Annotated in this window: 23 protein-coding genes; 11 read left to right on the top strand and 12 right to left on the bottom strand. The window is 36.8% G+C overall.

Annotated features, from left to right (window positions below):
* Positions 1–47: 47 nt before the first annotated feature.
* The 9 genes from trpB to AAEU33_RS18670 all read right to left on the bottom strand — a co-directional run bounded on the left by trpB (position 48) and on the right by AAEU33_RS18670 (position 7,745).
* On the bottom strand, positions 48–1,232 hold the full coding sequence (gene trpB / locus AAEU33_RS18710) for a tryptophan synthase subunit beta (protein WP_345989609.1): 1,185 nt from the start codon (positions 1,230–1,232) through the stop codon (positions 48–50).
* Between the two features lie 11 nt (positions 1,233–1,243).
* Positions 1,244–1,783: a hypothetical protein gene (locus tag AAEU33_RS18705; protein WP_345989608.1), complete on the bottom strand. Its 540-nt coding sequence runs from the start codon at positions 1,781–1,783 to the stop codon at positions 1,244–1,246.
* A complete protein-coding gene (locus AAEU33_RS18700) occupies positions 1,767–2,288 on the bottom strand; it encodes a hypothetical protein (protein ID WP_345989606.1) in 522 nt (173 codons plus the stop codon). The genes AAEU33_RS18705 and AAEU33_RS18700 overlap by 17 nt, the downstream gene beginning before the upstream one ends.
* Positions 2,285–2,938, bottom strand: coding sequence for a phosphoribosylanthranilate isomerase (locus AAEU33_RS18695; protein WP_345989605.1), 654 nt, complete (start codon positions 2,936–2,938; stop codon positions 2,285–2,287). The genes AAEU33_RS18700 and AAEU33_RS18695 overlap by 4 nt, the downstream gene beginning before the upstream one ends.
* A complete protein-coding gene (gene trpC, locus AAEU33_RS18690; protein ID WP_345989603.1) occupies positions 2,938–3,720 on the bottom strand; it encodes an indole-3-glycerol phosphate synthase TrpC in 783 nt (260 codons plus the stop codon). Before trpC ends, AAEU33_RS18695 begins: the two co-directional genes overlap by 1 nt.
* 60 nt (positions 3,721–3,780) lie before the next feature.
* A complete protein-coding gene (gene trpD, locus AAEU33_RS18685) occupies positions 3,781–4,767 on the bottom strand; it encodes an anthranilate phosphoribosyltransferase (protein WP_345992793.1) in 987 nt (328 codons plus the stop codon).
* 38 nt (positions 4,768–4,805) lie between these two features.
* Positions 4,806–5,405 (bottom strand): aminodeoxychorismate/anthranilate synthase component II, encoded by a 600-nt coding sequence (locus AAEU33_RS18680; protein ID WP_273647464.1) that lies wholly within the window; start codon positions 5,403–5,405, stop codon positions 4,806–4,808.
* 10 nt (positions 5,406–5,415) lie between these two features.
* Entirely contained in the window at positions 5,416–6,837 is a 1,422-nt protein-coding gene (locus AAEU33_RS18675; protein ID WP_273647465.1) for an anthranilate synthase component I family protein, read from the bottom strand.
* Positions 6,838–7,100: 263 nt separating this feature from the next.
* A complete protein-coding gene (locus tag AAEU33_RS18670) occupies positions 7,101–7,745 on the bottom strand; it encodes a hypothetical protein (protein ID WP_345989601.1) in 645 nt (214 codons plus the stop codon).
* Positions 7,746–7,883: 138 nt separating this feature from the next.
* Here AAEU33_RS18670 and AAEU33_RS18665 point away from each other — a divergent pair, with 138 nt between their 5' ends.
* The 5 genes from AAEU33_RS18665 (at position 7,884) to AAEU33_RS18645 (ending at position 12,154) form a co-directional block, all read left to right on the top strand.
* Positions 7,884–8,108: a hypothetical protein gene (locus AAEU33_RS18665; RefSeq protein WP_172276484.1), complete on the top strand. Its 225-nt coding sequence runs from the start codon at positions 7,884–7,886 to the stop codon at positions 8,106–8,108.
* A complete protein-coding gene (locus AAEU33_RS18660; protein ID WP_345989599.1) occupies positions 8,108–8,482 on the top strand; it encodes a c-type cytochrome in 375 nt (124 codons plus the stop codon). Before AAEU33_RS18665 ends, AAEU33_RS18660 begins: the two co-directional genes overlap by 1 nt.
* Positions 8,483–8,485: 3 nt before the next feature.
* Complete coding sequence (rlmF, locus tag AAEU33_RS18655) at positions 8,486–9,421, top strand: 23S rRNA (adenine(1618)-N(6))-methyltransferase RlmF (protein ID WP_345989597.1); 936 nt, start codon at positions 8,486–8,488, stop codon at positions 9,419–9,421.
* Between the two features lie 110 nt (positions 9,422–9,531).
* Positions 9,532–11,229: a lysine--tRNA ligase gene (gene lysS, locus AAEU33_RS18650; RefSeq protein WP_172277634.1), complete on the top strand. Its 1,698-nt coding sequence runs from the start codon at positions 9,532–9,534 to the stop codon at positions 11,227–11,229.
* A gap of 103 nt (positions 11,230–11,332) precedes the next feature.
* A complete protein-coding gene (locus tag AAEU33_RS18645; RefSeq protein ID WP_345989596.1) occupies positions 11,333–12,154 on the top strand; it encodes an OmpA family protein in 822 nt (273 codons plus the stop codon).
* A gap of 3 nt (positions 12,155–12,157) precedes the next feature.
* On the opposite strand, the gene AAEU33_RS18640 is transcribed toward AAEU33_RS18645, so the two are convergent.
* Both AAEU33_RS18640 and AAEU33_RS18635 read right to left on the bottom strand, forming a co-directional pair.
* Positions 12,158–13,162: a cytochrome d ubiquinol oxidase subunit II gene (locus AAEU33_RS18640; RefSeq protein WP_172277638.1), complete on the bottom strand. Its 1,005-nt coding sequence runs from the start codon at positions 13,160–13,162 to the stop codon at positions 12,158–12,160.
* The gene (locus AAEU33_RS18635) at positions 13,159–14,502 is read right to left on the bottom strand and encodes a cytochrome ubiquinol oxidase subunit I (RefSeq protein WP_345989594.1); all 1,344 of its coding nucleotides are present in this window, start codon (positions 14,500–14,502) and stop codon (positions 13,159–13,161) included. Before AAEU33_RS18635 ends, AAEU33_RS18640 begins: the two co-directional genes overlap by 4 nt.
* Before the next feature lie 227 nt (positions 14,503–14,729).
* On the opposite strand from AAEU33_RS18635, the gene gyrB reads away from it, so the two are divergent.
* From gyrB to AAEU33_RS18605, 6 genes are all read left to right on the top strand, one after another.
* A complete protein-coding gene (gene gyrB / locus AAEU33_RS18630; RefSeq protein WP_172277642.1) occupies positions 14,730–16,664 on the top strand; it encodes a DNA topoisomerase (ATP-hydrolyzing) subunit B in 1,935 nt (644 codons plus the stop codon).
* Positions 16,665–16,782: 118 nt separating this feature from the next.
* A complete protein-coding gene (locus AAEU33_RS18625; RefSeq protein ID WP_345989592.1) occupies positions 16,783–18,675 on the top strand; it encodes a DUF3857 domain-containing protein in 1,893 nt (630 codons plus the stop codon).
* Between the two features lie 2 nt (positions 18,676–18,677).
* Positions 18,678–20,606 (top strand): DUF3857 domain-containing protein, encoded by a 1,929-nt coding sequence (locus tag AAEU33_RS18620; protein ID WP_345989590.1) that lies wholly within the window; start codon positions 18,678–18,680, stop codon positions 20,604–20,606.
* A gap of 65 nt (positions 20,607–20,671) precedes the next feature.
* Positions 20,672–21,085 (top strand): DUF5684 domain-containing protein, encoded by a 414-nt coding sequence (locus tag AAEU33_RS18615; protein WP_345989589.1) that lies wholly within the window; start codon positions 20,672–20,674, stop codon positions 21,083–21,085.
* Positions 21,086–21,157: 72 nt separating this feature from the next.
* Positions 21,158–21,979, top strand: coding sequence for an RsiV family protein (locus AAEU33_RS18610; protein WP_172277650.1), 822 nt, complete (start codon positions 21,158–21,160; stop codon positions 21,977–21,979).
* A gap of 44 nt (positions 21,980–22,023) precedes the next feature.
* Positions 22,024–22,875: a YegS/Rv2252/BmrU family lipid kinase gene (locus tag AAEU33_RS18605; RefSeq protein ID WP_345992791.1), complete on the top strand. Its 852-nt coding sequence runs from the start codon at positions 22,024–22,026 to the stop codon at positions 22,873–22,875.
* Here AAEU33_RS18605 and AAEU33_RS18600 read toward each other — a convergent pair.
* Positions 22,872–24,152 (bottom strand): dicarboxylate/amino acid:cation symporter, encoded by a 1,281-nt coding sequence (locus AAEU33_RS18600; RefSeq protein WP_345989587.1) that lies wholly within the window; start codon positions 24,150–24,152, stop codon positions 22,872–22,874. The two genes, AAEU33_RS18605 and AAEU33_RS18600, sit on opposite strands and share 4 nt — an antisense overlap.
* Between the last annotated feature and the right edge of the window lie 49 nt (positions 24,153–24,201).

Raw genomic sequence — 24,201 nt, 5'->3', positions numbered from 1 at the left:
GCTGAATTTTGTATTTAGAAATTAAGAAAAATTCTAATTTCTAATCTCTAACTTCTAATTTCTCTTAAATAAGTTTCCATATCCTTATCACCACGTCCGCTCAGGCAGATCACCACGATGTCATTTTCGTCGAATTTCTTTTTATCCAGGACGGCCAGGCCATGTGAGCTTTCAAGGGCAGGAATAATTCCTTCCAGTTTTGTGAGCTCAAAAGCTGATTTCAAGGCTTCATCATCGTTGATGCTGAAAAATTCCGCACGCTTTTCCTTAAATAAATGAGCATGGAAAGGCCCGATTCCGGGATAATCCAAACCGGCAGAAATTGAATGGGGTTCGATTACCTGACCGTCGCGGGTCTGCATGACAAGGCTTTTGCTTCCGTGTAAAACGCCTAAAGTTCCAAGAAAAGTGGTGGCCGCAGATTTTCCGGATTCCACACCGAAGCCTCCTGCTTCTGCCGCAATAATTTTTACATTTTCTTCTTCCACAAAATGGTAAAAAGTTCCTGCTGCGTTACTACCACCTCCTACGCAGGCAATCACATAGTCAGGATTCTCTCTTCCTGTTTGTTCATGAAGCTGTTCCCTGATCTCTTTTGATATGACGCTTTGAAATCTTGCAACCAAATCGGGAAAGGGATGAGGTCCCACAACGCTGCCTATAACATAATGAGTTGTCACTGGATTATTGATCCAATCTCTTAAGGCTTCATTTACTGCGTCTTTTAATGTTTTTGATCCCGAAGTTGCCGGAACTACTTCTGCACCCAGCATCTTCATTCTTGCTACATTCGGAGCCTGCCTCTGAATGTCAATTTCACCCATATAAACGATACATTTCAAACCAAGCAATGCGCAGGCGGTAGCAGTAGCAACGCCGTGTTGTCCGGCTCCGGTTTCTGCAATAATTCTGGTTTTTCCCAATCGTTTTGCCAGTAAAACCTGGCCTAGTGCGTTATTGATCTTGTGGGCACCGGTATGGTTAAGATCTTCTCTTTTCAGATAAATGTTCGTTTTGTACTGGTTGCTCAGATTTTTGGCAAAATAAAGAGGAGTAGCACGCCCCACATAATTTTTCAGTAAATCCTGATATTCTGCCTGAAACTCCTCAGATTCTATAATTTCAAGATAGTTTTTTTGAAGCTCTTCTACATTTGGATAAAGCATTTCAGGGATAAAAGCTCCTCCGAATTCTCCATAATATCCATTTTGATCAGGGTTTTTATAATTCATTTTCATTGTTGTTATTGTATTAAATAAGCAGTTTTTTCTGAATCAAGCTGCTTGAAAAGATTTCTATTTTCTTCAGACAAATGGATGATCAGGATGTCATCATCTTCAGAACTGATCCAGTGATCATCTTCCTGCTCCAGAATTTTTTTTGCTTTATCGTATAATATATCAATTTTGCACTTTTTATAAAAGGGGCGCAAATCGGAAATACAGAATCCAATAACCTGCAGGTCCCTCTCAGTAACATTTTCTGCTGAAAGCTTCAGCAATTGGCTGCCATAGCCATGTCCTTTTTGTGCAGAAACAAAGCCCACCATTTCTGTATAAGAATGTAGATTTCCCGATATCTTTAATGTAAAATCAAAATTCAGACGCAATACAGATTTGATATTTCCATCAGTGTCCAGTAATAAATGAAATTCAGAATTTTTAAATAGCTGTCTGAAATCATCAGCTTTCATACCTGTCCATTCCTTGTTTTCCCAAAGCTTTATTATTACTCCTATTTCCTGTACGGTAAGTTGTTCCGGATTTTTAATGTGGTACGTCATGGTTCAGGGTATTTAGATAGGACAGATTATGATCGAATTGCTGTCTTGTTATTTGTTTATTCTGGTACAGGTATTTTATTTTACTTGAAATGCTGATCAGGGTTTGGATATCTAGCTTTGAACGATACATTTTAAAGATCAGTTCCAGGTTATCCAGCAAATAATAAGAATCCAGTTTTTCATAAGATAAGAATATCTTAAAATAGATTTTTCCCAGGTCATAATTAACATTAGCTTTGACCGTATTTTCCATCAGTTTATCCGCAATTATTACCAAATGATATCCATCCCATAAATGAATGGTTTCAAAAAAATACTCAATATCATCTTCATTAAAATCCTTAATGATACTTATAAATATGGATAATAAACCACCCATTTCCCAGAAGTCTGTGGTGCTGTCATTTTCACATATGAAATCATGCAGTTTTTTTACCCTTTCATTCTCAAACCTCGGTGGGAATAAAGTTTTATAGAACTGTTTTTTCAATGATTGTATATTCATAAGGATGAGATTAATGGGTTTGACTTAAATACTTTAATTTTCTCTACATCTTTAATTCCTGGTCCGGTTTCAAATTTTGAATTGATATCCAAGGCAAAAGGTTTCTGATCCAATACTTTGATATCTTTTATATTCTGTTCTGAAATGCCCCCGCTCAGCAGGTAGGGAACATTTATTTTGATATCATTTAACAGCGACCAGTCAAACTGTTTTCCAGTTCCTCCAAATGATTGACTATCCGTATCAAATAACAAATAATCAATAACGGATTGTATCCGGTCAATTTCAGAAGAAAGATGTCCCATTGTTTCACCAATCCTTAAGGCTTTGATTATTTTTACTTCCGGATCTGTTTTTTGTTTTAATACCTTAATATATTCATCACTTTCATCACCGTGCAACTGAATAAAATTAAGCTCAGCTTTTTGAGTAATATCCGCTACATTTTCTATATCCTCGTTCACGAAAACTCCTACCTTTCCTTTGTGAATGATTTTCGAAATATCATCTAAACTTAAACGATTAAGTGCATACCGCGGCGATTTTTTGTAGAATATAAATCCTATAAAATCAATATTCATGGAAATTAATTCCAGAATTTGATCAGGCAGTGTAAGACCACATACTTTTATTTGTAGCTGCTGGTTCATCACGATAGGTTTATATGGTTGATGAATTCTTTAAAGGCTTTGGCAGGATCTTCATTCTTCATAAAATATTCACCCATTAAGAATCCGTCGAAACCCTTTTCTTTCAGGTAACTGAAATCCTCAATACTGTAAATTCCACTTTCAGCAACAGATAAAGTTTGTTCAGGCAGTTGATTTTTTAATCGGACAGAATGTTGAAGATCTACTTTAAAATCTTTTAGGTTTCTGTTATTAATTCCTACCAGATCAATATCTGGATGGAAGTGTTGCAATTCTTCTTCTGTATGGATTTCCAGTAAAACTTCCAATCCCAGTTCGTGTGATAAATGGGTGAACTCCAGAACCTGTGATGGTGAAAGACAGGCGGCAATCAGTAAAATAACATCCGCACCTATATTTTTAGCCTCATAGAACTGATATTCGTCGATCATAAAATCTTTCCTGAGAACGGGCGTTTTAATCTGACTTCTGAGATCCATAATATCTTTAAAACTACCACCAAAAAAATCGGTGTCGGTAAGTATTGAAATTCCGCTTGCTCCAAAATTCTCATAAGCAGACACTACTTCAAAAGGAGAAACCTTATCATTAATTACTCCCTTTGAAGGAGATTGTCTTTTAAATTCAGCGATTATTCCACTTTTCTCTTTAAGAGAAGATTTTAAAGAAGCGGTTTTTCTTTCAAAAAAAGCAGAATCCTCTAATTCTTCTACAGAAACATTTGCTTTTGAAAAATTGACTTCTTCTTTTTTTCTCGATATAATTTTATCTAATATGGTCATTTATTGTGTGTTTTTATATTTCCTGAAACTAATTAATTCTATTCAAAACCTCAAAATGTATTATTCTAATAACAGTTCCAGGCTTCTCAATGCTTTTCCGCCATGTAAACTTTCCTGTGCCAAAAGGAGGCAATCATCATAGGAACCGAATTTTTCCGTATGATAAAGTGCTACCGCAGCATTCGCTAAAACAACGGCATTTTGAGAATCTGTTCCCTTTCCTTCCAAAATATTCCTGAAGATTCTTGCTGCTTCCTGAATGGTTTTACCTGCCTGGATACTTTCAGGACTTACCGGATCGAATCCCAGATCTTCAGAAGAATAAATATTTTCACCTTTTTTGGTTATAATTTTACTGTCATGGGTAAGGCTGATCTCATCATATCCATCCAAACCATGAACCAGGACGAACTCCTGAGGTTCTTTTTGTAAAAGATATTGATAAATCCTTGCGATTTCCAGGTTGTATACTCCGATCACAGAAAATTTTGGTTTTGCCGGATTTACCAATGGACCTAATAGGTTGAAAAAGGTTCTTAGCCCCAGTGATTTCCTCAATGCTCCGACAGACTGAAGGGCAGGATGGAAGTAGGGAGCATGTAAAAAGCAGATATTCGCTTTCTCCAGATCTCTGTTCAGCTTATCAGAATCATTATTCATCTGATAACCCAGCTCTTCCAAAACATTTGAAGAACCGGTAACAGCTGAGGCCCCATAATTTCCATGTTTTGTTACTCTTTGTCCTGCTCCGGCAATAACAAAACCGGCCAGCGTTGAAATATTGATCGTGTTTTTGCCATCACCTCCCGTTCCTACGATATCTAAAGCATCAGTGGCATCAAGGCTTACAGGAACTGCCATTTGCAATAATGCTTCCCTGAAGCCTTCCAGTTCTCTCAATGTAATATTGCGCATCAGGAAAACGCTCATAAAAGCAGTAACTTCCGTTGAATTGAATTTATTCTGGGCAATTTCAATCATGATCGCTTTGGCCTCAGATTTAGATAAGGTATGATGATTGAATAAATATTGCAGGATCTCTTTCATTTGAGGTGTTTTTATTGTTGAGGGAATATCTTGTGTTTTCAATGTAATAAGAAATTTTTAATGATAACTTCTCCGTCCGGAGTTAAAATACTTTCAGGATGAAACTGGACACCATGTACATCATAGGTTTTATGTTGCAGGGCCATGATCATTCCATCTTTATCTACGGCAGTGATCTCCAGTTCTTCGGGGAACTGATCGGGATCCACAGCCCAACTGTGGTATCTTCCTACTTCCATTCCTGATGACAGGTTTTGGAAAAGTTTGGTTTTTTCTTTCACCAGCTCTGTGGTGGTTGCCACACCATGAAAAATTTCTGAAAGATTAATCAGTCTTCCTCCGAAAGCCTCAGCAATGGCTTGTTGCCCCAGACAAACTCCGAGAATGCTTTTAGTAGGAGCATATTTCCTGATCAGATCAAGTAATATACCGGACTCCTCAGGTATGCCGGGACCTGGAGACAAAATGATTTTATCATACTTTTCCACTTCTTCCAGGCTGATTTCATCATTCCGATAGATATCCACTTTCTGGTTTAGAATTCTTTCAATAATCTGAACCAGATTATAGGTAAAGCTATCGTAATTATCAAATACTAAAACTTTAGCTGTTGATTGGGTTTTTATATTTTCGTTCATCTTATTTAAATTAGTATTTGAGTTTATCTGCCTTTTCTACAGCTTTCTTGAGTGCGTTAAGCTTATTGTTGACTTCCTGAAGTTCACTTTCAGGATTGGATTTGGCCACCAGTCCTGCACCGGCCTGATAAAAAAGAGTATTGTTTTTACTTAAAAAGGTTCTGATCATAATAGCTTGATTGCAGCTTCCGTTCAGACCTACCATTCCGATACAGCCTCCATAGTAACCCCGGGAATCCTTCTCATATTGATTGATCAATTGAAGGGCTTTATGCTTAGGAGCACCACTTAAAGTCCCCTGAGGAAAGGTGGAAGCAACCACTTCAAAAGGATTGGTATTTTCCGGTAATTCCGATGTTACTTCACTTACCATATGAATAACGTGAGAAAAAAGTTGGATTTCCTTTAACTTTGTTACCGTTACATTTCTTCCCATTTTTCCCAGATCATTTCTTGCCAGGTCTACCAGCATAGTATGTTCAGCATTTTCTTTGGGGTCATTTTTTAATTCTTCTATAGATTGAAGATCTACATCAAAGTTTCCGGTTCTTTTAAAAGTTCCCGCAATAGGATGGATGATGGCCTTATGATCTTTAATAATCAGTTGGCTCTCGGGGCTCGATCCGAATAATTTGTAATCTCCGTAATCGAAAAAGAACAGATAAGGAGAAGGATTGATATTTCTTAAAGCACGGTATACGTTGAATTCGTCACCCAGAAACTTTTGTTCGAATCTTCTGCTCAATACCAATTGAAAAACATCTCCCCGCATGCAGTGTTTTTGAGCCGTTTTAACCAGTTCCAGATATTCTTCATCAGTAATATTTGAGGTTTCTTCACCCGTTTTCTCAAAAGGGTAGACTACTGAGCTTTTATTTTTTATTAAATTTTCTAAAGTATAAAGTTCTGATTTGATCCCTTCGATTTGATTTTCGATAAAATGCATTTCATCATTGTAATGATTGATTGCAATAACGTACTGGTATAATCTGTATCTCACAAGGGGAATTTCAACCTCCGGGCTTTGTGCTTTAAAATTGATGTTCTCGAAAAACTGAACCGCCTCAAAGCTGGTATATCCGAAAAGGTTTTGTGCTGTTTCTTCAATGGGATCCGTTGTTTTTTCACAATCAAAAACAGAAGAAAAGTCATGCAGGATATCTGCGATCTTGTGATCAATGATAAACTGTTTTACAGGTTCTGAATTGGGGAACTTAACCTCGAATTCATTAAGGTTCTTAACCTCAATTCCTGCTATGGCATTTATGGCGATAAATGAAAAATTATTATCTATGTTTTTAGAATCCGAACTTTCTAAAAGAATGGTGTCCCTGAACTTGTCACGGATCTGCAGATAAATATTCATGGGAGTCTGAAGATCTCCCAGTGTTTTCTTTGATACGGTTTTTACCTTTATATTCTTATTAAACATTTGATGTTTTTATTTTTGTTTGAGATTAAATAATAAAAAAAGACTTCAACGGAATCCGTCAAAGTCTTGATATTTTGTTTATCTTATTTTATTGCGAAGCAGCTTAACAATTAGCAATACGATAATCCTTTCAGACCCGACGAAGAGTTTGAAAGCCACCACCAAAAATTATTGCTCGTATTAAACATGGCACAAATGTAAAAATTTTTTTTAATATCAAAACCAAAAAAGAATAAAATTAAAAAAACTTAAGATAAAATTAACTATCGGCCCTCTTCCAATTCTTTCTTCAGCTTTTCAATTTGAATATTGTAGTTATCATCTTTATAAACTTCTACATAATTTTCTAATGCAGTTAGGTATTCTTTGATGAATTCTTTATTGGTGGGATCTGCCTCATATTTTATTTTTGCTGTATTGATAGGAGCCCGCATTTCATATTGGCGAAGACGTCTGCCTTCTTCGGACTGATCATATAAAATCACGATATTTTTCTCATATCCCGGAATATATTTTACGGGAAACGGACTGTTTACCTGTGGAATACGGATTGCATTTTCAATAGGGTATATGGAAGCCGAAGTTGTAGAGAAAAAAGTTGTAATATATTTACCGTCCTGCTTTTTGACAATTGCTTCATAATCATGGATATACATATCGTTTAATGTAGAACTTGTCTCCACATCGGAGGTAATGATTGCAGTACTTTCAGTTCCGTATTTGTTTAAAAACCAGGCATTCAAAAACTGTCCCGCAAAGGCATTGGCTATTCCTAAAGGGATAATCGGCAGTAATAACCACCATTTTTTAGTAAGGAATGATACTAAGCTGAAGAAAACAATCAGGAGGACCACGGTGTAAAAACCATGATGACTGGTGAAAAACAGAATTTTAGAAATGAATATCATACTTTAAAATTAAAATTTTTATTTAGATAAAAGAACATTAGTAATCTTATTCCAGATAAATTATTGTTGAAACGGATATTTATCATCACTTTAAAAATTTATTTTTTATACTTTTGCTTAAATTTTATAGAAAAAATAATGAAAAAAGTATTAGCACTTGCATTTATCGGAGGTTTATTAGTTGTAAACTGCAAAAAGAAACCAGATCATTCACTACAAGATAGCAACACAATGCTTGAAGAGCCTGAAGCAACTACAGTTGTAGACACTACCGCAACAGCCCGCAACAAACCAGAAGCAGATGTAAATGCAGCAGTATCCGTACCTGCAAAGGACGCAAAAGCAGATACATTGACTAAATAATGAAAAAACTGTTTTTGACAGGATGCATAGGATTTTTTATTCTTTCCTGTTCCAAAAAAGAAAATACACCTGTTGATACTCCTTCATCAGAAACAACTGCTGCTTCTGAACCGGCAAAAACCAATCTTTCCGGGAGCCAGATCATAGAAACGTTGGATTGTACAGGATGTCACACGGTTAATGAGAGAATGATAGGACCTTCTTATCAGGAAATAGCTGACAAATATTCTGAAAAAGATATTGAAATGCTGGCCTCCAAGATTATAGAAGGCGGAAGCGGAGTTTGGGGAAGTGTTCCTATGCAGCCCCATCCTCAGGTATCTAAAGAGGATGCAAAAAAAATGGTAGAATATATTTTAAGTCAGAAGAAATAAAATATGTCTGCTGAAAAATCCAGTCTGCACACAAGAAATCTTCATCGTGATCCCTATGATTTTGATCAGCTCATTTCTTGTGTGCCAGAACTGAAGCACTATGTTTTTGTTAATGCACACCAAACATTAACGATCAACTTCAGCCTTCCAAAGGCGGTAAAACTACTCAACAAAGCCCTTTTACAACATTTTTACCATATCCGGAACTGGGATATTCCTGAAAATAATTTATGCCCTCCGATTCCCGGAAGAGCAGATTATATCCATTACATTGCTGATTTACTCGCTCTCGAATCTGAATCCGGTGAAATCCCTAAGGGCTCTTCAATAAGTTGCCTGGATATAGGTGTTGGAGCTAATCTCGTGTATCCTTTACTTGCTCACAGGTCTTACGGATGGACAATGACGGGAACAGATATTAATAAAGACTCGTTACAAAATGCACAACGTATTCTGGACAATAACCCGGATCTGTCATCTTTTATTCATTTGAAGCATCAGCCGGCTTCTGAATGTATATTTAGGAATGTGATCCAAGAAGGAGACAAATTTATGTTTTCAATGTGTAATCCTCCTTTTCATGACTCTGAGGAATCTGCCATAAAAGGAAATCTCAGAAAGACTAAAAATCTCCGTCAATCCAGAGTTAAGAAGCCTTTACTCAATTTTGGGGGACAACAATCGGAATTATGGTGCGAAGGTGGGGAGCTTGCTTTTATCACCAGGATGATACATGAAAGCAGTTTATTCGCTTCGCAGGTCCTGTGGTTTACCTGTCTGGTTTCTAAAAAAGATAATCTGTATCCCCTTACCACACTCCTGAAAAAGAGTAAGACAGTAGAGTTCAAAACCATCGATATGGCTCAGGGCCAAAAAATAAGCAGAATTCTGGCCTGGACATTTATTCCTCAACAAGACAGAAAAGGCTGGTTCCTGTAGGCAAACCTCTCTTTAACCGTATTTTTACAGAAATAAATATATTTCTGGGAAAAGTCATTGACAGTCAACTCAAAAATACCTAAATTTGTAGGCTTTTAGAAAAATAAGAAATGCAATTATCAGAACAAGAAATCATTAGAAGAGAAAAGCTTAATAAGCTTGTTGAAATGGGGATCAACGCGTTCCCGGCAGATGAATACAAAATTACAGATACAACAGAATCTATAAAACAGGATTTTTCTGAGAGTAAACAGGTGAAGATTGCTGGCAGATTGATGTCCCGAAGAATTCAAGGGAAGGCTTCTTTTGCTGAATTGCAGGATTCTACAGGTAAAATTCAGGTATATTTCAACAGAGATGAGATCTGTACAGGAGAAGATAAAACTTTGTATAATGAAGTATACAAACACCTTTTAGATATCGGGGATATTATCGGTATCGAAGGGGAACTTTTTACCACACAAGTAGGGGAGAAAACTGTACTGGTAAAGAATTTTACTCTCCTTACGAAATCTTTACGTCCGCTACCACAATCCAAAACGGATGAGAATGGAGTAATACATGATGGATTTAATGATCCTGAACTAAGATACAGACAACGTTATGTTGATTTAACCGTAAACCCGCATATTAAAGAAATTTTTGTGAAGAGAACAAAATTGTTCAATGCCATGAGAACCTTCTTTAATGATGCAGGATATTTTGAAGTTGAAACTCCGATTCTTCAATCGATTCCGGGAGGAGCTGCGGCAAAACCGTTCATTACACACCATAATGCCTTGGATATTCCATTATATTTAAGAATTGCAAACGAGCTTTATCTTAAAAGATTGATCGTTGGAGGATTTGATGGGGTATATGAGTTTTCCAAAAACTTCAGAAATGAGGGTATGGACAGAACACATAATCCGGAATTTACAGCGATGGAAATTTATGTGGCTTACAAGGATTACAACTGGATGATGGATTTCACAGAAAAGCTATTGGAATTCTGTGCTACTCAGGTTAATGGAAATGCCGAATCTACTTTCGGAGAGCATAAGATAAATTGGAAAGCACCTTATCCTAGAGTTTCAATGACTGAAGCGATCCAAAAATATACAGGATTCGATATCACAGGAAAAACTGAAAAGGAATTGTTTGATTTTGCTAAATCTATTGGGATTGAGGTTAATGAAACAATGGGTAAAGGAAAATTAATTGATGAGATCTTCGGAGAAAAATGTGAAGGAAATTTCATTCAGCCAACTTTCATTACCGATTATCCGATCGAAATGTCTCCTTTAACTAAAAAACACAGAAGCAAAGAAGGCTTAACAGAGCGTTTTGAGTTGATGGTTTGCGGAAAGGAAATAGCTAATGCTTATTCTGAGTTAAATGACCCTATTGATCAGAGAGAACGTTTCGAAGCGCAGATGGCTCTTTCTGAAAGAGGTGATGATGAAGCGATGTTTATCGACCAGGATTTCCTTAGAGCTTTGGAATACGGAATGCCTCCAACTTCCGGATTAGGAATTGGTATGGACAGATTGATCATGTTCTTAACGGATAATGCATCCATCCAGGAAGTATTATTCTTCCCTCAGATGAGACCTGAAAAAACAGTTCCTCAGATTGAATTGGGAGAAGATGAGAAAGTAATTCTTGAAATTTTAAACTCTCAGGAAGAAGCATTCTCTTTAGCAGAAGTTAAAGAAAGAAGTCAGTTATCCGGTAAAAAATGGGATAAAGCATCTAAGACTCTAACTAAAAATAATTTGGTGAAAGTTGAAAAGATTGACGAAAATGTTTTGATGAAATTGGTTTAAAAGTTCACAACAATACTAAAAAAAATCCTGAAATATTTCAGGATTTTTTTTTGCGATAAACTATAAATTGCTATTTCCCGTTGTGTATAAAAACTCAATTTCGATGAAAATTTTTGTTTTATTTTTTCTGTTACAATGTCTTGTCATTAAGTCGCAAACGATTGAATCTGTTTACTTTGTGCATGATGACTATAAACTTGATAAGCAATCCCAAAAGAAATTAGATAGTTTGGCTCAGTTAAAAGGCAATTTAAGATTCAGGATTTTTGGAAATTGTGATTCTACGGGAAGCATACATTACAATAAAGTATTGTCTGAAAACCGTGCAAATGCAGTTAAAAAATACCTGCAGGAGAAAATTAAAACTCATATTACAATTGAAAATGTTGTAGGTCTTAGTGAGGGGAAACAGATCAATGATAACAGTTCAGAAGAATTACGGAAGAAAAACAGAAGGGTAGATATTTTTATAGACAGGGAATGGGCTAAGGGAGAAAAAATTCTACGAAAAGTTCCTCCAAGTTTTGTAGATCTGAGTGTTGCTGAGCTGAAAGTTCAAAATACATATTCTCTTCCTAATGTTAATTTTATTGGCGGCCGTCATGTCTGGCTCCCGGGTGGAAATGAAACAATTCTTAAGCTGCTTAAAATACTAAGAGATAATCCGGCTATGCAGGTAGAATTACAGGGGCATATTTGCTGTGATTATAATAATTTTGATGGTGAAGATCTTGATTTGGGTACTTTTAATCTTTCACATACAAGGGCTGATTCCATAAAGGAATTCCTCCAGATGCAAGGTATAGATTCCACCCGTATAAAAGCAAGCGGACAAGGACATCTTAATCCGGTTGCTTATCCCGAACAAACGGAAGCGGACCGGATTATGAATAGGAGGGTTGAAATTGTTTTACTTAAAAAATAATCCTTACTTCCTTAGTTTACTGAATGAAGCCATCAGGTAAAATAAAAACGGCAGAATAAATAAAGATCCTAACATTAATGCCCACGCTAAAGCAGAAATCGTTTTCGGAGCTGCTACATGTTCTAATAACGAAAGATGCTGCCCATTCCCTAATAATATGATATCAGGGTTATGCTGATACGTTGCGGCCACCAGGATCATAATAACCTGGAATCCTGCTAAGGCACGAACGGGAAGGAGCTTCCGTTGTTTCATAGCCCGGAAAATCAATAACAGTGCTATCGTTGCAAAGGCAATAGCCATAATTCCCAAAGGTTTGGAGAAAACCCAGGTAACTAGAGGAATGCCCGAAAGATAGGCTGAAAGAAAAACCAGAGCTCCGGTGATCACTACAAAGATCATCGTTTGTTTGGATTTTCTGATCATCAGATTAAGTTGCACACGGTCCTTGGTTTCCCTAAGAGAAAATATGGAAGCCAGATAGGCACAGAGGGCCACTGTGAATAAACCAACGGTCACTCCGAACCAATTCAGCCAGCTGAAAATATAGAGATCCAGGAAAGTGGTGGCGTCCGGATTAATGGATTGAGAAACTGTAGCTGCCGCAATCAGCCCTAAGAAAAAAGGAGTGAGAAGGCTTGCATAATAAAAAATGTGGGTATATAAAAACTGCCAGTCATCTTTCACCGCATCATAATGCCTGAATGTAAAAGCGGTACCTCTTGCAATAATTCCTACAAGCATAAGAACTAACGGAATATGCAGGTAAGTGGACATCGTTGTGTAAATTTCAGGAAATCCTACAAACAGGATCACAATAGCAATAATGACCCACATATGATTCGCTTCCCAAACCGGAGCGATTGATTCATACATAATCTCCTCTGTTTTATGACGGGATTTTTTATTGGTAAATAACTCCACGATCCCTGCGCCAAAATCAGCTCCTCCCAAGATTACATACAGGCAAATTGACAGCCAAAGAAAGCCTATAACAACGTAGATCATGATTTTGTATTTTTAGCGTTAAACTGAATATCGGTAGGGTCATATAATTTCGGAACCATTTGAATTTGTCTTTTGAGAAGAAATATTAAAATCAATGACAGCGAAACAAAAATTGCGGTGAAGAAATAGAAGGAATACTGGATGCCCGGCATAGGTGTTACGGCATCTACGGTTCGCATAATACCATAAATAATCCAGGGCTGGCGGCCTACTTCTGTTACAGTCCAGCCTGCTTCCAATGCTATATATCCAAAAGGAGTGGCGATCAGAAATGTTTTCAGCAGCCAGTTCTTGCTCAGCCATTCTTTTTTAAAGAATAGTGAATAGACATATAGAGAACCTATGCAGATCATTATGACACCAAAGAAGATCATGATCTGGAAAGAGTAGTGGACAACGGCAACAGGAGGCCATTCATCTCTGCTGAAATCATTCAATCCCTTTACTTCGGCATTAAAATCATTACTGACGAGAAAACTTAATAATTTAGGGATTTTTAATGCATATTTGATTTCGCCTTTCTTTTCATCCGGAATTCCTCCGATCACAAAAGAGGCCCCCTTTTCTGTTTTAAAATGAGCTTCCATTGCAGCTAATTTTATAGGCTGTCTTTCTGCAACCGATTTGGCAGCGATATCACCACTTAAAGGAGCTCCGAAAGCTCCTATGAGGGCAAAACCTGCGGCAATTCTAAATGCTTTGGTGTGAAATTCCACATTTCTTTTTCGCATAATTAAAAAAGCATGAACTCCTGCAACGGCAAAACCGGTTGCACAAAATGCAGCTACCGTCATATGCAATGCCTGTGGAAACCAGGCTTCATTAAACATCGCTTTGATAGGATCTATATTTACATATTGTCCGTTGATATAATCAAAGCCTGCGGGAGCGTTCATCCACGCATTGGCGGCAACGACAAGGATGCCGGAAGCCAATCCACTGAGTCCGACTAAAAATCCACAGAACCAGTGAAACCATTTGTTGAACTTATCCCATCCGTAAAGAAAAAAACCGATAGCAATTGCTTCGATAAAAAATGCTGTTCCTTCAAGAGAAAAAGGCATTCCGAAGATGGGGCCGGCGTGTTTCATGAACTGTGGCCAAAGAAGTCCCAATTCAAAAGAAAGCATAGTTCCGGAAACAGCTCCTGTTGCAAAAAGAATGGCGACTCCTTTGCTCCATGCTTTTGTAAGTCCCTTATATACTTCGTTTTTTGTTTTAAGGTATTTCCAGTGGGCAAAGGCCATTAAAAATGGCATAACCATACCTACACACGAAAATATAATGTGGAAGCCGAGGGACATGGCCATCTGGGCACGGGCTGCAATGAAATCGTCCATAATATCAATTTTGAGTAAATAAATTTAAGCATTAATTATAGAAGAACACATGATTTAAAACAGTTGATATTATTGAAATGCAATATAACTTTGTATTTTTTTAAGATAAAAATGCACGTGATTCGTGTTGAAAACTCCATCTTTTTTGACATATTTTAACTTTCATATCTCGAAAAAAATCACGATATTTGTAGGTCTTTGCAATTGGCAAAGTTTAATAATTTGATATGAGTCAGAAACAATATACAGCTAGTAGTATTCAGGCATTGGAAGGAATGGAGCACGTTCGTATGCGTCCTTCAATGTACATTGGTGATGTAGGAGTAAGAGGTCTCCATCATTTGGTTTATGAAGTAGTAGATAACTCTATTGACGAAGCGTTAGCAGGATACTGCGATACCATTTTCGTTAGCATTAAAGAAGGAAACGGAATCGAAGTAATGGATAACGGTAGAGGTATTCCGGTTGACTTCCACGAAAAAGAACAAAAATCTGCTCTTGAAGTTGTAATGACGAAGATCGGAGCAGGAGGTAAGTTCGATAAAGATTCCTATAAAGTTTCCGGAGGTCTTCATGGTGTTGGGGTATCTTGTGTGAATGCACTTTCCAATGAAATGATTACAACCGTATACAGAGACGGAAACGTTTACCAGCAGGTATATTCCAAAGGAAAAGCACAAACGGGAGTTGAAGAAATAGGGAATAGTGACAAAAGAGGAACTAAGCAGTTCTTCCAGCCTGATGATACCATTTTCACTGAATTAGTATATAACTATGATACGTTAGCAAGCCGTTTACGAGAGCTTTCTTATCTTAATAAAGGTATTACCATTACCCTTACCGATGAAAGAGAGACTCTGGAAGATGGTTCTTTCAAATCAGAAGTCTTTCATTCCGAAGGCGGGTTAAAGGAATTTGTTGCCTATATTGACGGAAGCCGTGAGGCCATTATGGAGAATGTAATCTTCATGGAGGGCGAAAGAGATGATATTCCGGTTGAAGTGGCAATGCGTTACAATACTTCATTTAATGAGAATCTTCACTCTTACGTTAATAATATCAATACCCATGAAGGGGGAACACACCTTGCAGGTTTCAGACGTGCATTAACGAGAACCTTAAAGAAATATGCCGATGATCTGGGGATCCCTCAGAAAGAAAAGGTAGAAATTACGGGAGATGACTTCCGTGAAGGTCTTACAGCCGTGGTTTCCGTAAAAGTAATGGAACCCCAGTTTGAAGGGCAAACCAAAACAAAATTGGGTAATTCCGAAGTTTCCGGAGCAGTTGATAAAATTGTGGGGGAAATGCTTACGAACTTCTTAGAAGAAAATCCTAACGAAGCTAAAATTATCGTTCAGAAGGTTGTTTTAGCAGCAAAAGCAAGACAGGCTGCGAAAAAAGCCCGTGAAATGGTTCAAAGAAAATCTCCGATGGGAGGTTCCGGACTTCCTGGGAAATTGTCCGACTGTTCTTCTAAAAGTCCTGAAGAATCTGAAATATTCCTTGTTGAGGGAGATTCCGCAGGAGGGACTGCAAAACAAGGTCGTGACAGACATTTCCAGGCTATCCTTCCATTAAGAGGTAAAATTTTGAACGTAGAAAAATCTATGCTTCATAAAGTTTATGACAACGAGGAAATTAAAAATATTTATACAGCTCTTGGGGTTTCTGTAGGAACGGAAGAAGACAGCAAGGCGTTGAATATGGCGAAACTGAGATATCATAAGATTGTCATCATGACCGATGCCGATATTGACGGTTCCCACATTTCTACATTGATTCTGACATTCTTCTTCAGATATATGAAAGAATTGATTGAAAATGGTTACATCTATATTGCTCAACCGCCTTTATATTTATTGAAGAAAGGTAACAAAAAAGTGTATGCCTATAATGAAAAAGAGCGTGAGGAATTTACTCTGGATATGTCTCCGGATGGAAAAGGAGTAGAGGTACAACGTTACAAAGGTCTTGGGGAAATGAATCCTGAGCAGCTTTGGGAAACGACCTTAAATCCTGAGCATAGAATATTGAAACAGGTAACTATTGATAATGCTGTAGAAGCAGATAGTGTTTTCTCTATGTTGATGGGAGATGAAGTTCCGCCAAGAAGAGAGTTTATTGAGAAAAATGCAAAATATGCTAAAATTGATGCATAATTTATTTTTCTAAAAAATATAATGAAAAAGGCTCCGTTATGGAGCCTTTTTTTGTCTTCGAAAATTAAATTTTAACATTTATTAAGATTTCATTACTTTTGTTAAATTTTTTAAAACAATGATGAAAATCTTAACAGTTGGTGCCGTTTGTATTGCTTCTCTTTACTACGCCCAGAGCTATCCGGTATCAGCAATCCCGGAGAATTTAAAGAAGGATGCCAATGCGGTGATCCGAAAAGATTTTACCACGATCCAGATCAACAAGATAGATGAGGTAAAATATCAGATAAATACCGTAACTACGGTTTTAAATAAAGACGGGGATTCCCAGGCTCATGCTTATATTCCATATGACAAAGGAGATCATATTTCTGACGTAAAAGTTACAGTGTATGACGAATCCGGTAAAAAAATAAAGTCTTATTCCAAATCGGATTTCGGAGACTTTGCTAACAATTCCCAGGGAGTCTTTTATTCGGATAGCAGATATTTATCATTGGCTTATACTCCAACCCAATATCCTTATACACTCGAGTTTTCGTACCAGATCACTAATGAAAACACTATTTTCATACCGGATTTTGTACCTTTTTCAGGCACCAATGTAGCATTGGAGGAAAGCCAGTTTAAGATTCTTAATAATTCAGGTATTGAGCTGCGTACTAAAACCTATCCTTCGAAGTACAATTATACTACGGTTGCAGAAAGCAGTAATGGGGCAGAAAAAATATATTCATATAAAAATGTTCCTGCTATAGAAGATGCTTCTTTACTTCCTTCACCACTTAAGATCTTACCTAAAGTGAGTTTTTCACTGGCAAAATTCAATCTGGAAGGAAAGCAGGGAAGTATTACGAGCTGGAAAGATTTCGGATCCTGGTATTATAATAGCATTTTGCAACCTGTGTCTGTTTCCACACCCTCTATAAAAGCTGATGTTGCAGCGCTTAATTTACAGGGGTCTACAGAAGAAAAGGTGAGAAAACTGTATCAGTATATGCAGGGTAAAACCCGATATATATTTGTTGCGTTGGGAATTGGGGGATGGCAGCCTATGATGCCGGATGAAGTACAGAAAAAAGGATATGGAGACTGTAAAGGGTTATCCAATTATATGAAGACCTTGCTTGATGAAGCGGGAATTCCATCGTACTATTGTACCATCAACTCCGGCTCTTCACCGGTGTCTTTCGATAAAGATTTTCCAAAAATGGGAGGGAACCATGTTATCTTAATGGTGCCTACTGAAAAGGGAAACATATGGCTGGAAAATACATCCCAGCAGATTGCTTTTAACCATTTGAGCTACAGTACAACGGACCGAAATGTTCTTTTGGTTAAAAAGGATGGAATTGAAGTGATGGATACGCCTTCATATTCTGCAGAACAAAATAAAGAAAAGCAAATCCTTAAAATTAAGCTTAATGAAGATAATAGTATTGCAGGAAAAGGAGAGTTTGCTTTTACAGGCAGTCAATATGATTATAACTTAAGATTTGCCACATTATCTCCCAAGGAAAAAAATGAATCAGTAAAAAGCCTTTTAAATATTTTACATTTTGAAAATATTGAAATGAAAGATTTTATTAATGACAGGGATAATGCAGTTATAAAATATAATCTTGATTTTAAGGCTAATAACTACTCCAAGAATGCCGGAAGCAGTATAGTATTCCGAGCGGTACCTATCTTTTCTGATAATAATTATAAAGCAGATGATAAAAGGGAATTGCCGTTTGAGATCATGCAGTCTTTTGAAGATGAATATAAGATTACATTTGAAATCCCTAAAAATTATAAGATCGATGAGGTTCCTGAGGATGTAAAACTTCCGTCTGAGTTTGGAACTTATCAGCTTAACTTTATAAAGAATGGACAAGAGCTTACCGTTACCAGGACTATTCATGTGAATAAAGGAATGTATCCTAAAGAAAAATACAATGATTACATCAAATTCAGAAAGAAAACCATAAACATGGACAATTCTAAAATTCTAATAACTAAAATCTAAGCATGAAAAAAATTATATTCGTCATTTTAAGTTCAATCAGTATTGTTTGCCTCAAAGCCCAAAAACAGGAATTTCTCAACCCTCCTAAATTTAATGATACCGATTTATCAAAGCAAAAATCATTGCTGGACGAGAATGCTCCGGCAGAAATTTTGTATAAATCTGTGTCTTTTAATATAGATTCCAATAATGGTACTTTGGAGAAAAGAGCCTTTTACAGGGTGAAGATTTATGATAAAGAAAAAGCCGAAGACTGGCTTAATCTTGAAGTGCCCCTTTATCAGGATGGCAGCAGCCAGGAAAGCTTATCTAAAATGAAAGCTTATACCTATAATCTTGAAAACGGAAATGTGGTCACGACTAAAGTAGATAAAAGTTCAAAGTACAAGAGTAAAGAAAATAAGTATATATCGGTTACCAAATTTGCTTTTCCTAATGTAAAAAATGGTTCCGTTATTGAATACCAGTATGAGATCACTTCTCCGTTTCTGTATTCCATTCCGGAAATATTAATAGAATCTGATACGCCATCATTATATACTGAATATATTCTGGATACTCCTTCCAATATTGCATATAATATCAATTATACAGGATCGCTAAGTCCGAAATACAAGCAGGTTGAGGAAAAGATTCTGTATGGCTCCAATTACAGAACGTATCGTTTCGGGTATGAAAACCTGAAAGGTTTTAAAACGGAGAAATTCATAAAAAATGATAGAAATTACAGAACGAAGATCAGTGCGGAATTGCATTCCACCAATTTTAAAGAACTGAAGTTGTATTCATCATCCTGGGAGAAGATCAAAGAAAGGTTATATGAGAATGAAGATTTTGGTGGAGAACTGAAAAGAACAAAATTGGCGAAAGAAAATATGCCTTCAGGAATTTCGGGGCTTACAGATATGGACAAGGCGGATGCTATTTTTAAATATGTCCAAAAGGCCTTTACCTGGAATAAATATTCGGGAGTAAGGACAGAAGATGGAATAAAAAAACTTCTCGAAACAAAAACCGGAAACGCTGCGGAGATCAATCTTTTTTTAATCATGATGCTTAGAGAAGCAGGACTAAAGGCAGATCCGTTATTGATCTCTACTGTTAGTAACGGAATGATCAATATTGCATCTCCGAATGTCTCGAATTTAAACTTTGTCCTGGCAGCCGTTAAAATTAAAGACCAATATCATTTATATGATGCTACATCCAAGCAATCTTCAAGGGATATGCTGCCTCCAAGAGATTGGAATCAATTTGGGATCCTGGCTCCAAAGGAAAAAGTACAGGAATTATCTATGACCAATGCACAACCAAGTTTTACTTACCTTACGGCTGAGGCTAAGATCAATGAAGATGGAAGTATTTCCGGAACTTATTCCGACAAAGATACAGGTAGCTATGCGATGTTTGCCAAAGAAAGCTATGACGAGAATATGGATAAATACAAAAAGCAGTACAAGGAAAACTTTGCTATTGATTTTACGGATATTAACTCAAAAGTTCTAGAAAATGGTGATTTCGAAAGTACAATGAAATTTACATCAGAAAACCTAATCGATAGAATAGGGAAAAAAATGATCATAAATCCTATGTTGTTTCTTAATAAAAACTCCAATGAATTTGATCAGACCGATGAAAGAAAATACCCCATAGATTTTATATCAGCCTACACAAGAACGAAAAAAATCATTTTCGAAATTCCCGAAGGTTATGTTATTGAAGAAATGCCAAAAAATAAAAAGATAATAACGGATGATAAGGAGATTGAATACAGCTATGTTGCAGAGCAAAAAGGAAATAAACTGGAGGTCACCTCAAAGACCAAAGTAAGCAGTCCGGATTATCCTAAAGATTATTATCCCGCATTTAAGCAGATTTGGGGAGTAGCTTCAAAAAGTGAAAATCAGGTGATAAGTTTAATTAAAAAATAAATTAAAAGCTTCTATTTATAGAAGCTTTTTCGTTATATTTGAGCAAACCAATAAAAATTAATAATATGTTAACTCTTTTACAAACAGATCCTTACGATGGGATGGATTCTGCGGCAGCGGCCGGAATTGGAATCGGAATGTTATTCTTTTATCTGATTATATATTTGTTCTATGGATATTGTATGTATAAAATATTTCAGAAAGCTGGGCGCCAAGATGCATGGGCGGCTTTCATTCCTATTTATAACATCATCGTTTTGCTTGATATTGTAAAGAAACCGGCTTGGTGGATTATTTTATTTTTTATTCCGCTTGTTAACCTGTTTGCATCATGGATGGTTAATGATGGTCTTGCCAAAGGATTTAGCAAAGAAACGCCTTTATACACGATTCTTTTATTCTTCTTAGGATTTATATTCATTCCTGTTTTAGCTTTTGGGAATGATCAATTTGAAAGCCAGAAAATACCGGCGAACTAAAAAAATTCATTATAATTTACAAAACCATTCATTTTGTGAATGGTTTTTGTATTGACATCACAAATATAGAATATGAAAAATACAATTGCAGCTATTTTGCTTTCCTCGTTCTTTGCTCTGGCAGCGTGTAAAAAGAATGAAAAAAAGGATTCATCGACAGAAAAAACAGAAGTGAATCAGTCCGAAAAATTTGTAGTCGATTCAGTAAAAGTTAGCGACTCTACGAAGGTCAATGATTCTTTAACTGTAAAATATACTTCGAAACTTTTAGTATTTCCTTCTTTGAAAGACCAAAAACTTCTCGACAGCATCTATTTTATCAATAAAGGGGCAACAGATTTTTCTAAAAACGGGATTCAGTCCTACCTGGAAAGAGAAAAGGCAGAATATTTCAATTCTATCAAGAAGGAGGCGAAGGATCTTGGAGTATCATTTCCTCAGGAATGGTATACCAGTAACTATATGAATCTGAAATCCACAACCAATGATTATATGCACATTGAATATGTTTACAGTGCGTATGAAGGGGGAGCCCACGATAATTACGGGTTTTCCGAGCGGGTGTTTGACCTGAAAAACAATAAGAAAGTACAGTTGGCGGATATTACCACCATGCCTAAAAAACAAATTGAGGGAATTCTGATGAAGAATATCAATAAGATGAATAGTGGAACGACTGATGAGAAAGGAGAGGTGAAAAATTCTGATATGCTTCTGGTAGAAGTAATTCCTGCAAGTAGCAATTTCTACTTTGATGATAAGAACCTGTATTTCCATTATAGTCCATACGAAATTGCAGCTTTCGCAGCTGGAGACATCACAATCCCCGTATCATGGGAGGATCTTAAAGGGACGCTTAAGCCCGAGTTTAAAGAAAGAATGAAAATTAAATAAGAATAATGCTTCCAAATCAGGAAGCATTTTTTATTTTTGCTGTAATGGAAAAAGTAGCTTTTATCATCAACCCGTTTTCTGCCAAAAGGAATTATCAGCCATTTCTCAATGAGTTGAAAAAAAAGGTGAAAAATCCCCTTTACTATATTTCAGAATCCATTCAGGGAACAGATGATTTTATTGAAGAGCACTTCAATGAAATAGAAATTTTTGTTGCAATAGGAGGGGATGGCACTATTTCTACAGTAGCAAGGAAGTTGATTAATACACCTAAAATTTTAGCTATTTTTCCGGCAGGTTCAGGAAACGGATTCTCGAACGAAACCCAATTCAGCAAAAATCTAGATGAGCTACTGGATAAGCTAAAGGCGAAAAAATCCAGAAAAATTGACACTTTTACCGTAAATGAAAGACTTTCCATCAATGTTTCAGGAACAGGATTTGATGGCAAGGTGGTAAAAGAATTTGAAAAGACGGACAGGGGTTTCAAAAATTACATCAAGGTTTCCCTTAAAACCTTTTTTAATTATAAACCCATTAAGGTTAAATTTGTTGATGAAGCTTACGAGCAATATAACGGCAGATATCTGATGCTGAATATTGCTAATACCCGTCAGTTTGGAAATAATGCATATATTGCTCCGCACGCGAGTAAAAGTGACGGATTGGTAGATATGGTTTTGGTTAAGAAATTTCCATTAACCTATTCTGCATTATTTGCATACAGGATGTTTACCAAAAAACTGAAAGATGATGATTATGTGACCTATCTTCCGGTTTCAGAAATCGAGTTCAGTGTCAATACCAAAAACTGGCACCTGGACGGTGAATTTAATAAAATAAAATCCCCGATCCATATTAAGGTGCTTCCTGCCAGTCTGACGATTCTAATTTAAGCCTCTAACTTCTTTTCTACTTCTTGTGGATGGTTCAGGGAGTAATGGAGCTGTTCTTTATCCAGTTGTTTTTCCCAATTTGCAACCACTACAGTGGCTACGGAATTTCCTATAACGTTGGTCAATGCCCGGCACTCGCTCATGAATTTATCGATTCCCAGGATCAGTGTCATTCCTGCAATCGGAATCTCCGGAACTACAGCCAATGTGGCGGCCAAAGTTACAAATCCGGCTCCTGTTACGCCCGCTGCACCTTTAGAACTTAGCATAGCGACAAGGAGTAGTATTAATTGTTTTTCCAAAGGCAGATGAATATTCAGGGCTTGTGCTATGAACAATGAAGCCAGTGTCATGTAAATATTAGTACCATCGAGGTTGAAAGAATAGCCGGTTGGAACCACCAATCCTACGATAGCTTTGGAGCATCCTGCTTTTTCAAGCTTTTCCATAATTCCCGGTAATGCGGATTCTGAAGAGCTGGTTCCCAGAACTAAAAGAAGCTCCTCTTTAAGATAAAACATCAGCTTAAAAATGCTGAAACCATTGTACCAGGCAACAGCACCCAGTACCAAAACAACAAATAGTAATGAGGTGATATAAAATGTCCCTACCAGGAACAGAAGATTGAGAACTGAATGAAGACCATATTTTCCGATGGTAAAAGCCATTGCCCCGAAAGCTCCGATGGGAGCCAGTTTCATAAGCATATGCACAATTTTAAAAACAGGTGTTGAAAGATCCTGTAGAAAGTTGGTTATCCTTTGGCTTTTTTCTTTCGTCAATACAAGTGCAACTCCCATTAAAATAGCGACCAATAAGACCTGAAGAATATTTTCACCGACCAGGGGACTGAAAAGGGTTTCAGGAATAATATTCATCATAAAACCCGTAAGTGTGGATTCGTGGGCTTTTTGCTGATACTGGGAAATATCTCCAGAAAGCGAGGCCGGATCAATATTCAAGCCTGTGCCGGGTTGAAGGATGTTACCGACGATTAATCCGATGATTAAAGCTAATGTTGAAAAAGTAAAGAAATAGATCATTGCCTTTACTGCAATTCTCCCTACCTTTTTCAGGTCGGTCATATGGGCAATTCCTAATGTAAGCGTAATAAAAATTACCGGAGCAATAATCATTTTTACAAGTTTGATAAAGCCATCGCCTAAAGGCTTCATTTTCTCTCCCAGTTCGGGATAGAACCTTCCCAGAAGTATACCTGCAATGATGGCGATGATTACCTGAAAATAGAGCTGCTGATAGATTTTTTTTGCTTTCAATGGGGTGTTTTAATTTAAAGGACGAAAAGTAAGAAAAAATATCAGGAAT

Origin of the sequence: Chryseobacterium sp. Chry.R1, from assembly GCF_039645525.1 — a bacterium.
GTDB classification, from domain to species: Bacteria; Bacteroidota; Bacteroidia; order Flavobacteriales; family Weeksellaceae; genus Chryseobacterium; species Chryseobacterium proteolyticum.
The sequence above is the reverse complement of the archived record's forward strand: the minus strand, read 5'-3'. Positions and strand labels throughout refer to the sequence as shown.